This window comes from Pedobacter nototheniae, from assembly GCF_004335085.1.
In the GTDB taxonomy this organism is placed as follows: Bacteria; Bacteroidota; Bacteroidia; order Sphingobacteriales; family Sphingobacteriaceae; genus Pedobacter; species Pedobacter nototheniae.
The window spans coordinates 66,411-78,926 of record NZ_RQRS01000019.1; the positions used below are offsets into that span (position 1 = coordinate 66,411).

11 protein-coding genes are annotated in these 12,516 nt (G+C 32.8%); 5 read left to right on the plus strand and 6 right to left on the minus strand.

Annotated elements, in window-relative coordinates; translation table 11 throughout:
- Positions 1-96: 96 nt before the first annotated feature.
- From EHC72_RS16320 to EHC72_RS23305, 4 genes are all read right to left on the minus strand, one after another.
- A complete protein-coding gene (locus EHC72_RS16320) occupies positions 97-978 on the minus strand; it encodes a hypothetical protein (RefSeq protein WP_131538777.1) in 882 nt (293 codons plus the stop codon).
- Between the two features lie 23 nt (positions 979-1,001).
- On the minus strand, positions 1,002-1,193 hold the full coding sequence (locus EHC72_RS16325; protein WP_131538778.1) for a hypothetical protein: 192 nt from the start codon (positions 1,191-1,193) through the stop codon (positions 1,002-1,004).
- A gap of 104 nt (positions 1,194-1,297) precedes the next feature.
- Entirely contained in the window at positions 1,298-2,458 is a 1,161-nt protein-coding gene (locus EHC72_RS16330; protein WP_131538779.1) for a TlpA family protein disulfide reductase, read from the minus strand.
- 57 nt (positions 2,459-2,515) lie between these two features.
- A complete protein-coding gene (locus EHC72_RS23305) occupies positions 2,516-2,677 on the minus strand; it encodes a hypothetical protein (protein ID WP_394346887.1) in 162 nt (53 codons plus the stop codon).
- 373 nt (positions 2,678-3,050) lie between these two features.
- Between EHC72_RS23305 and EHC72_RS16340 the strand changes: the two genes are divergently transcribed.
- Complete coding sequence (locus EHC72_RS16340) at positions 3,051-3,728, plus strand: LytR/AlgR family response regulator transcription factor (protein ID WP_131538781.1); 678 nt, start codon at positions 3,051-3,053, stop codon at positions 3,726-3,728.
- A 99-nt stretch (positions 3,729-3,827) separates the two neighbouring features.
- Here the strand turns inward: EHC72_RS16340 and EHC72_RS16345 are convergent, their stop codons facing one another.
- Positions 3,828-5,414, minus strand: coding sequence for a cysteine peptidase family C39 domain-containing protein (locus EHC72_RS16345; protein ID WP_131538782.1), 1,587 nt, complete (start codon positions 5,412-5,414; stop codon positions 3,828-3,830).
- A 142-nt stretch (positions 5,415-5,556) separates the two neighbouring features.
- On the minus strand, positions 5,557-5,994 hold the full coding sequence (locus EHC72_RS16350; protein WP_165585849.1) for a sterol desaturase family protein: 438 nt from the start codon (positions 5,992-5,994) through the stop codon (positions 5,557-5,559).
- A 166-nt stretch (positions 5,995-6,160) separates the two neighbouring features.
- On the opposite strand from EHC72_RS16350, the gene EHC72_RS16355 reads away from it, so the two are divergent.
- The 4 genes from EHC72_RS16355 to EHC72_RS16370 all read left to right on the plus strand — a co-directional run bounded on the left by EHC72_RS16355 (position 6,161) and on the right by EHC72_RS16370 (position 12,510).
- A complete protein-coding gene (locus tag EHC72_RS16355; protein ID WP_131538784.1) occupies positions 6,161-6,766 on the plus strand; it encodes a TetR/AcrR family transcriptional regulator in 606 nt (201 codons plus the stop codon).
- 84 nt (positions 6,767-6,850) lie between these two features.
- Positions 6,851-8,191, plus strand: a complete 1,341-nt coding sequence (locus EHC72_RS16360; protein ID WP_131538785.1) for a TolC family protein — start codon at positions 6,851-6,853, stop codon at positions 8,189-8,191.
- A 2-nt stretch (positions 8,192-8,193) separates the two neighbouring features.
- On the plus strand, positions 8,194-9,261 hold the full coding sequence (locus EHC72_RS16365; RefSeq protein WP_131538786.1) for an efflux RND transporter periplasmic adaptor subunit: 1,068 nt from the start codon (positions 8,194-8,196) through the stop codon (positions 9,259-9,261).
- A gap of 60 nt (positions 9,262-9,321) precedes the next feature.
- Positions 9,322-12,510, plus strand: a complete 3,189-nt coding sequence (locus tag EHC72_RS16370; RefSeq protein WP_131538787.1) for an efflux RND transporter permease subunit — start codon at positions 9,322-9,324, stop codon at positions 12,508-12,510.
- Positions 12,511-12,516 lie beyond the last annotated feature (6 nt).

A 12,516-nucleotide genomic window follows, 5' to 3' on the forward strand; every position in this document is an offset into this window, starting at 1 on the left:
ATAATAATTTGATTTTTATTGGCTTATATTTAGTTCGAAAAATCAAATTTGTTACATGAATTTATATAAATAGTTACATTTCGGTTGTTTGTCAAATCAATATGTGTTCTTTAATTCATTCACGCTATTTAACTGTTCTAAAATAAAGCTAGGCAAAGGGTGTTTCTTTATTTCCTCGGTCCAATAGTCTACACTATAAAAACTCCCGTCAATGTCAATATGGCTCTTGTATTTTATTGGCTTAATCCAAGTGTAATTTATTTTGTCATCAATAAATATCTCTGTAACTGTTTCTTCGGCATTGATCTGCCCTATTACGCTGCCCTTTTTCAATCTCTTTTCATTGGAAAGTAAATACGTTGGGTGTCTAATGCTTCCTGTCGTTGTCCACTTTTCTATATTTTTGGATTTACCAGATATTTTCCACCATAATGCTATTTTTATTGCTTCATCACCCTCAAAGCTATTGGTAAGATTTATTTCTTTTGGTAGATTTTCTTTACTATAAATAGCATATCCAACATTTTTGCCCTCATCATAAACATTATATAAGCTATCTTTAGCTTTTTTTGTAGTATACCAACTCCAACTACTGGAGATTCGATCACCGTTAGGTAAGTCATTATTAAAAAATCCATCGTAAGAGGAAATACTAACTATTTTAGATTTTGCTTTTATACTGTCTATTCTAAAATTCCTGGAGGCCCTTATGTATTTATTTTTTTGTGCACGAAAAGGGTTTTTGAGGTGTTCAAATGGAATTTCATAATCAATAATTGCATCGCCATACCTTACAAGCTTATCATTTTCGAGTTTCCAACTCCGTACATAAGCACTTAGCATATAATATTTATTAGTACGCTTCCCTTTTATTTCAACACCATCTAGTTGGTTAACTTTAATTTTTTCTAAATAAACAATATTAGGCAATGTGGCAAAGGATAATTCTACTGGTTGGTAATCCACGCTATATAACATTATCTTTTTTACTTCTAGTTTTGCTAAGGAAGGCTGATCAAAAAGAAACTCGCCTTTTCATTTGTATTTCCAATTAAGCTTCCTATTTCGGTAAGTATAGACAATCCATTAATTGGCTGTTTATCTGCTCTATCTAACACAATTATTTTAGTGCTTTGAGCAAACATAATGTGGGGATTTAATATAATAAATGCTAAAAAGAAGAGTCTTCTCACGTGGGTATATTTAAATTCGAAAAAGATGCTCAAAATAACGATGAGACTCCAATGTATGATTATTAACTTAATAATATGTATCAAGGAGAATTTATAATATAAAGCTATTTAACAAATAATTTATTCAGTTTTTTTTGCAAATCAGAACCCCTTAAGTTAACCCCAACAACGATTCCTTTTCCATCTATCAGATAATTTGCTGGGATAGCATTTATACCTAATTCCTTTGCAATTCCTGATGAACCACCAGGATTATACAGGTTGATAAATTCCTGGGTTTTATCTTGTGCTATTGCGGCCAGCCATTTAGCTTTATCTTTCTCTGCATCAATCGAAATAGAAATAATATTAAAACCCTTTTTATGATATTTTTGATAGGCCAGCTTCAAATTAGGATTTTCTGCCCTGCAGGGTGCACACCAACTGGCCCAGAAATCAATCAGAGTATATTTACCAAAGGTATCATTACCTTTGACTATCTTGTCTTTTGCATTTTTAAGTTCAAAAACAGGCATTTTTGTTCCAATTTTTAATTCATTCTTGAACATGTTTTCTTGTACGGTTATTAAGCTATCGGTTAGCCTACCATATTTACTTTTGCGTATCCTATCTGAAAACAAACTGAATATCGTCCTAGTTTCAGTTGTTGGTATTATTGGCACCATTGCAAATACAAAAAAATTATCCAATGCGACCTCCGAATTTTTATTTTCCTTAATTATATCTAAACTGCTCATTGATTTTAGAATATAATTTTTTCTTTTGGCTGCAGCTTTTTCAGTTTTGTTTGTTGCGGCAATAAGATATTTTTTATCAATTTCGCCATATAAGCTATCTAATTTCTTTTTATAAAGGTTTTCATTTTGAACAAAAATATTGTTAATGATATTAAGAGTGTCTCCTCGAATTGAAAAACCATTTCCTGTATAAAAAACCTCAACCTTTGGTTCAAATAAAAAATTTTGACAAATCATATTTTTCTGATTGTAAATCAAGTCATTTTCACTAATTGATTCATTATTACTTAAAACTACCAATCCTGATTGTAAACCGCCATTTTCAGTCAACAATGAATAATTACCCAAAAACAAAATGGTATCAGTAACAGCTTTTCTCTCTGCGGGATAATTATTATAGTCATATAAAAAAACGTACTTAAATGTACTCTTGTCTTTTAATTTTACAGTTATTTTATAATCTTTTTGCTGTGCAAAAACTGAGGTTAAAGTGGTGAACAGCAATATTAGGGTTAATCTTAATTTCATTTTTATCGTTTAAAAAATGCAATTAATAGCATAGCTATCAATTGCATTTTGATATTATCAACTACATAAACCGTCACAAGCGGTAACTTTTTGGGTTAACTCGTGGCCGTGTCCATGATAGCCCGACATACAGATATTATAACATCTAATATAATCGCCACCTTTAATAATTTTCATTTCAGCCTTGCTGAGTACATTTACATTTTTCATTTTTTTCAGATTTAATTTCGTTTAAAATTTTCGTTGCTATTTCACGCAATACAACTTAAGCGATGCTGATGAATGTCAACATTTCATTGTAGAGCAACATGTTTGCAACCAGCTACTCTTTTTTGCACAAAAATTTTTTTAATACTTTTAATTACAGCTAATCCAATGTTTCAACTTCTATATAATTTCATATTTAGTTTGAAGTTTAAACTGAATTTGAATATAAAATTTGATTCATTGTTGACTATTATGTGAAAGCACCAAAATATTATGCAAAAAGGCTTAAACTATATTTTTAGTCCCGATAAAATGTATTAAATTTAAAATATTAACGCTATCGTCATCCCAGTAGCAACACTCACTAATTGCTATATAATTAAAGATGACACATACTTGCATTATCGTAGACGACGAACAATATTCTATAAATCAATTAACAGAATACATCGCCTTAACTCCTTCTTTAACTTTAACAAAGGCTTATACGAACCCACTATTGGCATTAAAAGAAATAAGCGAGATGGAACAACCAGTAGATTTTTTATTTACTGATATAGAAATGCCTTATGTAGATGGGCTAAAACTTGTAAAAGAAGTAAGCCATAAGGTTAAGCATTTGGTACTGGTTAGTGCACATTTAAAATATGCTATTGACGGGTATGACGTTGGAGCCGTTCATTTTCTACTAAAACCCTTTTGCATTAATAAATTTAATAAAATAGTGGATTTTCTAATCTATAAAACTCCAATCCCAAGGCCTTTTATTTGGATAAAATCTGGTTTAAGAAAAGAAAATATAAAAATACTTATAGATGAAATTGTTGTTATACAAGGGGCTTCAAATTACATTAAAATTTATACTAAAGAAGAAACTTACTTACAATATGGGACATTATTGGCTATGGAAAATCAATTAAAAGATTATAATCATTTCCAAAGGATTAGCAAATCGTTTATTATCTCTATAAAACATATAAAGAAATATAATAAACATAGTTTACTACTTACAAATAATACCATAGTAAATATTGGCTCATCTTATAAACCGAATATAACCTAAATTGAGATCCAAAAATTAGTAGGTAGCTTAAAATGACTGAAAACAGCTATTGAAATAAATTATAATTTCTTCGAAAACCTTTCATCAACAACCTAGCTATTAGGCGATCAAATACTTAATATCTTCCAATCTGTATGGTTCAGGTAATTTATAACCGTTAATTAAAATAGTTGGTGTAAAAGTAATTTCAGCCATTTTGCACCACGCTCTATGTTTTTCTGTTACGCTTGCTACTTCATCATTTACGCTAACAGGAAATTGTTCTGCCCAGTTTTCGTACTTCTTATTGGTTTGATCATACCAAGCATTTAAAGCTTTTTCGGTAATACTTTGATCCTTCAATAAACTTAAAGCAGTAATATGTCTTGCCATTTTAGTTCCTGAATCATGGTCATGATCTGCTGTACTAAAAATAACTTTTAACTGAATATCATCTCTCGTTTGCAACCACTCTTCTATAGTTTTGTGGGCTTTACTACAAGGGCCACAAAATGGATTACTAACCATAGTAATTACTGTTTCGGCATCAGCATTACCCATTAATACTGGTAAAAGTTCATCACTTACCGCATAACGAGGCTGATTTGTTAATGCCTGTTTAAATAAATCACTATTATATTTAAAGGTTTTGAGCTGATTTTGAATTGGTTTTAGTTGAGCGGCATCTAAGAAGAATGGTTTAAAAAATGCCCATATTACAATTGGTAAAAGGAAACATATAGTTAAAACCCCAATACTAAAAAGTGAAATTCCTAAGCCGAAAGTAAAATGCCCAGAGATTATGTTTATTAAAAACTCTATCCAAAGTAAAGCTTGAACAGCGCAGCATAATACACACCAGTTTTTACTTCTAAATTGATAGGAAATTGAATAAATGGTGTATGGAAGTGCCAATACATTAAACCTTGCCAAAATGGCGATGCTTGAAGGGTTTAATAACAACAACAGAAAAGAACCTGCGAAATAGAAAAATCCAACTTCGCTCCAGCTTAACCACGAAGTAACTTTAGCTGCATCAGATTTTAAAATGGCATTACAATTATTCTTCCCGCCCAGACTACACAAATTTTGAATAAAAGGATTGTTGGAGTTTATACTTTGAACCAGCAACAGTACACTTATGGTTAAACCTGCAAGTTTGGCTAACAGTAACAAAGCATTAGACCAAGATATTGATGAATTATAAAACACTAAACCAATTATACTGAGCAGCAATACAACACCTAATGGCAAAACTAAACTTTGTAGAAAATATTTAAATTTATTTTCGCTATAATTTTTTTCTCCACTCTCTGCGGTTAATTCTGCGTGTAGCGCAATACCATCCCAGCGCTTTAAAAATTCCTCTTCAGGCATGGTAGCTCTCTTATTTTCTTCGTCGGAAAATTGAACAACACCAGCATTAATATTTTTAATTAAAATAAAACGTCCGCCCTTTTCAGGTAAGTGTGCAATAAAAGGAAAGAGTAAATCGTCTACATCATAATCTTCTCTTGCGATACGAAAAGCCTGATTTTCAATATTCCAACTTGTCAAGCAATCGCTTAAAGCCAATAAACTCGGTGTTTCGGGATGATCTGACAAACAAGTTTCAATCGTTTTTTCGGTTACTTTAACTTTTAAAGTTTTGATTAGAGAGAATAGAACTGAATCTAGATTTGATTTTGTTGATCCAAATAATTTCATGAGACATTAATCTTTAAATCCAATGTCATTAAAAAAATTTAATTCTACTAATTTTATCAGAAAAAAAATAAAAAGTATGTAATATTTTTACGATAACTAACCTAACGCCACAATAGACATGTACCACTACAACACCACAGGCTTAATGTATTTGCTTTTTATTAAAGAATAATAACCCGAAAGCCTTTCCATTGAGTTTGCCTCTATTTTTATGATGTATTTTATGTGCTTTTCGCACTGCTAAAAGATATTTATTATTGCTTTTACAAGTTTTTAATCTGCGGTGTATAAACCAATCGTGTATTATAAAATAGATTATTCCATAGGTTGAAATACCTGCACCTATAAAAAATTTATAGCCAAAATTATTTCTATCAATAAACATGAGATAAAGTGATGCCGCAGCAAACAACAATGCAAACAGATCATTCCATTCTAAAAAACCTTTTTTATGCTCATGATGGCTTTTATGAATGAACCATAATGGACCATGAAATAAATATTTATGGATAAACCAAGAAAAGCTTTCCATGAAAATAATGGTCAATAAAAGGATAAAAATATTTAAAAGCACTGCCATAATATACAAAAACGGGATTCGTAAAGATATATAAACCAGCGAGAAAGACAAATATTGTCATAAAATTGTAAGGTTATGACAGAAATTGAGTCGATTGATTAACAAATGAGTTTTTAGCACTATTTTTGACCAAAACATTAAAAAAGTCAGAAAGTAGAAAAGTAAAATGATTGTTGCTGATAAAAAAAGAGAACTAATTATTGATGGTGCTATTAAACGTTTCACACATTTTGGAATTAACAAAACCACGATGAATGATATTGCTGAAGATCTTTCCGTTTCGAAGCCATCACTTTATTATTATTTTCCAGATAAGAAAAGCTTAATTGTTGGTGTTATTGAACGTGTTTTTAATGATTTCTTTGAGCTTTTAAAGAAGAAACATAATCCGGATCAGGCACTGATAGATATTCTTTACAATACGATAGATGTGAGAAATACTTTTTTTCAGAAATATTATATGATGAGAATTGCCGAAGGTATTCCTGATTTATTAAATGATGATGTGATTAAAACCAAGCTAACAACGCTAAAAAAATCTGAAAAAGATTTTTTTGCTGAAATTTTCAGACAGGCGCAGGCTAAAAAGGAAATTGAACACGAAGATATGAACCATATTGCCGAGCTTTATTTAGAAAGTTTAATGGGCTTAACCAATATGTGCATTATGGAAACCGGCAGGGATCTTTTCCCTGATAAAAAAGCTTTATCGAAGATGACTAAAAAGCAAAAAGATCTTTCTTACATCTTTACTAAAGGTCTTAAATGCTAATAAAGATAATTTTATAAAAAGAAAACCTTAACCCAATACAGAGTTAAGTATAGATAAGAACCCAAAAACAAAAATCAATATATTATGCTTAGAATAAAAACGGTAAATTTAATGCTTATCCTTATTGCGGGCATTGCTTTACCATCATTAGTTTCGGCGCAACAGCAGGTTACACTTAAAGATGCGCTTAATTATGCTCTTCAAAACAACACCAAGTTTCGTAAATCCAAATTGGATATAGAAAAAGGAAGGTATAAAGTTGAAGAAGTAAGAGCACAGGCTTTACCTCAAATTACTGGTAATGCTGGCTTAACTTATAATCCAATTATTGGTCAACAGGTGGTTGATTTTGGTGGACAATTGCAAACGTTAAAGTTCGGTCAGAAATGGAATTCATCTGCAGGCGTTCAGCTTTCTCAACAAATATTCAATCAGCAGGTGTTTGCTGGCTTAAAAGCGGCTAAATCAAGCGAAGAATATTATAACCTTACGGCTCAGTTAACTGAGGAACAAATTATTGAGTTGGTTGCCAACAACTATTATCAAGTACTGGTAAGCAGACAACAATTAAATGTAATTGACACTAACATTAAAAATGTTAAGGTTGTGGAGAAAATTGTAACCAATCAGTACAAGAATGGTTTGGCTAGAAAGATCGATGTTGATCGTATTACGGTTAATATGACTAATTTAACAACACAACATGAGCAGATTGTAAATAACATTACCCAGCTGGAAAATCAGCTTAAGTTTTCGATGGGTATGCCTGTAAGTACACCAATTACTTTACCTTTTACCGAATTAACTGAGGTAACTCAATTGCCTGAGTTTAGTGAATCGATTGATTTATCGAATAGAACTGAGGTAAAGCTTTTGGATAATCAGGACAAACTATTATTACTTCAAAGAAAATCTTACGTATCTGAGTATTACCCGAGTTTAGCTTTAACTGGAAATTACACCTACTCTAGTCAAAGTAATGGTTTCGACTTTTTAAATACGAATAGTACAGCAATTGGTTTCGGATCATCTGCGGTAGGTTTAACGTTAAAAGTGCCCATTTTTAATGGCTTTTTAACTCGTTCAAAAATACGCCAAGCTGATGTAGACATTAAAAAAGCTAAGGAAGATAGATTAGAATCTACAAACTCTTTAAATATGGCTTATGAAAATGCAAAAATTCAATTGCGCAATAACATGAACACCATTACTTCGCAACGTAAAAACGCACAGCTTGCTGATGAGATTTACAGAAGTACACAAAACAATTACAACAATGGCTTGGCTACATTAACAGATTTACTGGAAACGGAAAATTCACTTACTGAAGCACAAAACAGCTATACCCAGGCATTATTAAATTATAAAATTGCCGAAATACAATTAATAAAATCAAACGGAAATATTAAATCGCTAGTAAAATAGAAATGAAAAGAGTAATTACCATAATCGTTGTAATTGTTATTGCGCTTGGTGCAATAGCTTACGTATTAAGCAACAATAAAAAGAAGAATGAAGAAAAAACTGCATTCATTGCTAAAGGTAGTGGTGCAATAGCCGTTAGGGTTGCAACAGTTGAAAAGAAAACTGTAGATCTTGATTTTGCTGCAAACGGAAACTTCATTCCAAAACAAGAATTAAACCTTTTAAATGAAAATGCAGGTCGTATTTCTGCTATTTATGTTAAAGAAGGTGATCGTGTTTCTAAAGGGCAAGCTTTAGCTCGTATTGATGCTGAAATTATTAATACTGATAGAGAAACTGCTGAGGCAACTTATCAAAATGCTTTAAAGGATGAGGCTAGATACCAAAGTTCTTATCAAACTGGCGGGGTAACTCAACAACAGTTAGATCAGGCTAAATTAGCAACCAGAAATGCAAAATTGCGTTTACAAGCTGCTCAAAAAACATTAAGCAATGCGGTTATTAAATCGCCAATTAATGGTATTGTAAATAAAAAATATATTGAGGTAGGTGCTTTTGTAAATGCGCAGGGTACACAATTATTTGAGATAGTTGATGTTTCAAAATTAAAATTGAAAGTTAACGTAAACGAATCTCAGGTAGCTAATTTGAAAATGGGTGATAAAATCGACATTAAATCTTCGGTATTCCCTACAGATAAATTTAGCGGACAAATTACTTTCATTGCTGCTAAGGCTGATGCGACATTAAATTTCCCAATTGAAATTGAGGTTACAAACAACGCTAAAAACACCTTAAAAGCTGGTATGTACGGTACTGCAATCTTCAATTTCCCTAAACAGGCACCAAGCATTCTTATTCCACGTACTTCATTTGTGGGCAGTGTAAGTAGCAACCAAGTGTTTGTGTTGGATAAAGAAAAAAGTACGGCAAAATTACGTAAGGTTGTTGCTGGTCGTATTTTAGGCGATAACGTTGAGATTCTTGATGGATTAGCTGAAGGCGAATCTGTGATTACCAGCGGACAGATTAACTTAAACGAAGGTTCTCCTGTGAGCATCGTTAAGTAGGGCAAATTTTGCAAATATAAATTCGCGGCACGTGCATAACGTGAGCTATATTAAAAGAAAATGAAGATAACAGATATATCTATAAAAAGGCCATCGCTGGTAATTGTAGTTTTTACTGCACTAACCTTGCTGGGCTTACTAAGTTACTTTTCGTTGGGTTATGAGTTATTGCCAAAATTCTCAAACAACGTTGTATCTATTTCAACCATCTATCCTGGAGCTTCTCCAAATGAGGTGGAAAATACAGTAACCAAGAAAATTGAGGATGCGGTATCCTCAATGGAAAACATTAAAAAGATAAACTCGGTATCATTCGAGAGTTTATCAACGGTAACTATTACATTAACTGATAAAGCAAATATTGATATTGCTTTAAATGATGCGCAGCGTAAGGTAAATGCTATTCTTTCTACTTTACCTGAGGATGTAAAAACACCATCATTAAGTAAGTTCTCTTTAGATGATTTACCAGTTATCACCATGACGGCATCAGCCAATATGGATGATATTACCTTTTACGATTTAATTGATAAGCGTATTGCTCCGGTTATTTCTAGGGTAAGTGGTATTGCGCAAGTAAACCTTATTGGTGGTTCTGAGCGTGAAATTCAGGTTGCATTGGATGCTGATAAATTACAAGGTTATAATCTTTCTGTACCTCAAGTGCAGCAAATGATTTTAAGCTCAAACCTTGATTTCCCTACTGGAAGTGTTAAAACTCAAAACCAAGATGTATTAATTCGTTTATCTGGTAAATACAGAAGTATTGATGAGTTAAGAAACTTAGTTTTAACAACATCTAAAGATGGTGCTCAAATTCGTTTGGGTGATGTTGCCGATGTTCAGGATGCTAAAAAAGAAACAGAAAAATTAGCACGTGTTGATCGTAAAGAGTCAATTGCTATTCAAATTATTAAACAAAGTGATGCCAATGCTGTAGAGGTAAGTAAAGGTGTACACGCTATTATTGATAAACTTAAAGAGGAATATAAAACCAACAAACTGGATATGAAAATTGTGAACGATAGTTCAATTTTCACTCTAGAATCTGCTGATGCTGTAATCCACGATTTAATGCTTGCTGTTGTTTTGGTAGCTTTTGTAATGCTATTCTTTTTACACAGTTTACGTAATGCATTAATTGTAATGGTATCAATCCCGGCTTCATTAATTGCAACCTTTATTGGTATCAACTTATTTGGGTTTACCTTAAACTTAATGTCTTTACTTGGTTTATCCCTCGTGGTAGGTATTTTGGTGGATGATGCGATTGTGGTATTAGAAAATATCCAACGTCACATGGAAATGGGTAAAAATAAAGTAAGGGCTGCATCTGATGCAACTCGTGAAATTGGTTTTACGGTAGTATCCATTACATTAGTAATTGTGGTGGTGTTTTTCCCTATCGCCATCAGTTCTGGCTTGGTATCAAACATCCTTCGTCAGTTTTGCGTGGTTGTAATTATTGCAACATTGCTTTCGTTGGTTGCTTCATTTACTATTGTTCCTTTATTATTCTCTCGTTTTGGTAAACTAGAGCACATTGAAGGTAAAAATATATTCGGCCGTTTCATTTTATGGTTTGAAAAGCAACTTAAAAAATTCACCCACTGGATTACAAACATCTTAACATGGTCTTTAAACCATAAAAGACGTACCATTCTTGCTGTAGTTGTATTATTTGTTGCCGCGATGTGGTTGGCTGGGGCTGGTTTTATTGGTTCTGAGTTTTTCCCTAAATCAGATAAAGGTGAGTTCTTAGTTCAAATTGAATTACCAAAAGATGCGCCTTTAGAGCAAACAAACTTCTTTACGCAAAGAGCTGAAGCATTTTTACATAAACAACCAGAAATTACACAGTTAATTACTACGGTTGGACAGGCAAGTGGTGATTTTGGAGGTACGCAAGCAACAGCGTACAAATCTGAGATTAACGTTAAACTTGTTGATCGTGAAAAACGCGAAGGTGTATCATCCGATATTTTCGCCACAAAAATGAGTCGTGCCTTAGCAAAAGAATTAGTTGGAGCAAAGGTTAAAACAGTGCCAATTAGTATTTTGGGTATTGCAGAAAATGCACCAATATCATTAGTGGTAATGGGATCTGATTTAGATAGTGCTTTAAAGTATGCTGAAGGTGCTAAAAATGTACTTGCAAGTATTCCGGGTGCTACAGAGATTAAATTATCAGTAGAAAAAGGTACACCAGAAATTAACGTGCAGGTAGACCGTGATAAAATGTCGGCTGTCGGCTTAACTTTATCAACGGTAGGTTCTACCATGCAAACTGCTTTTGCTGGTAACACGGATGGTAAATATAGAAAAGGTGAGTACGAATATGATATTAACATCCAATATCAAGATTTTAACAGAAAAGATATTGATGATGTACGTAACCTAATTTTTGTAAATGATAAAGGTGCTCAGGTTAAGTTATCGCAATTTGCTAACATTACTGAAGGCTCAGGCCCAAGTCAGTTAGAGCGTTTAAACAAATCAACTTCAGTATCTGTACAGGCTCAATCTATCGGTAGACCAACGGGTACAATTGTAGCAGATTTTCAGGCTAAATTAATTGAGCTTCAGAAAAATGGAAAGTTAAAGGCGCCCACTGGTGTAAGCTATACATGGGCGGGTGACCAGGAAAACCAGGCTGAAGGTTTTGGTACTTTAGGTATTGCTTTATTGGCTTCGATTATTTTGGTTTACTTAATTATGGTAGCCTTATATGATAGTTTTGTGTATCCATTTGTGGTAATGTTCTCGCTACCGCTTGCATTAATTGGTGCATTCCTGGCGTTGGCTTTAACAAACAACTCTATCGGTATTTTTACCATTTTAGGTTTTATTATGTTAATGGGTTTAGTGGCGAAGAATGCGATTATCCTTGTCGATTTTACCAACCACATGAAATCTGAAGGAAAATCGACGGTTGAAGCTTTAATTTTAGCCAACCATGCCCGTTTACGTCCAATTTTGATGACAACCATTGCGATGATTTTCGGTATGCTTCCAATTGCATTAGCAAGTGGTGCGGGTGCAGAATGGAAAAACGGTTTGGCTTGGGTTATCGTTGGTGGTTTAACCAGTTCGCTATTCTTAACATTAATTGTAGTACCGGTTGTTTACCTGATTTTCGATATTATGTTAGAGAAATTTGGGTTTAACAAAAAAGGTAAAACTATTGATGAGTTATTAGTGGAGCCTTATGATCATAAAGATGTTTTGGAATACGATTTAGAACATTAATATATA

What these genes read in the sequence shown, in the direction of transcription:
- EHC72_RS16370 (WP_131538787.1), top strand. Translation starts at nt 9,322, where the DNA reads ATGAAGATAACAGATATATCTATAAAAAGGCCATCGCTGGTAATTGTA.
- EHC72_RS16355 (WP_131538784.1), top strand. Translation starts at nt 6,161, where the DNA reads ATGATTGTTGCTGATAAAAAAAGAGAACTAATTATTGATGGTGCTATT.
- EHC72_RS16345 (WP_131538782.1), bottom strand. Translation starts at nt 5,414, where the DNA reads ATGAAATTATTTGGATCAACAAAATCAAATCTAGATTCAGTTCTATTC.
- EHC72_RS16350 (WP_165585849.1), bottom strand. Translation starts at nt 5,994, where the DNA reads ATGGCAGTGCTTTTAAATATTTTTATCCTTTTATTGACCATTATTTTC.
- EHC72_RS16360 (WP_131538785.1), top strand. Translation starts at nt 6,851, where the DNA reads ATGCTTAGAATAAAAACGGTAAATTTAATGCTTATCCTTATTGCGGGC.
- EHC72_RS16340 (WP_131538781.1), top strand. Translation starts at nt 3,051, where the DNA reads ATGACACATACTTGCATTATCGTAGACGACGAACAATATTCTATAAAT.
- EHC72_RS16365 (WP_131538786.1), top strand. Translation starts at nt 8,194, where the DNA reads ATGAAAAGAGTAATTACCATAATCGTTGTAATTGTTATTGCGCTTGGT.
- EHC72_RS16330 (WP_131538779.1), bottom strand. Translation starts at nt 2,458, where the DNA reads ATGAAATTAAGATTAACCCTAATATTGCTGTTCACCACTTTAACCTCA.
- EHC72_RS16320 (WP_131538777.1), bottom strand. Translation starts at nt 978, where the DNA reads ATGTTATATAGCGTGGATTACCAACCAGTAGAATTATCCTTTGCCACA.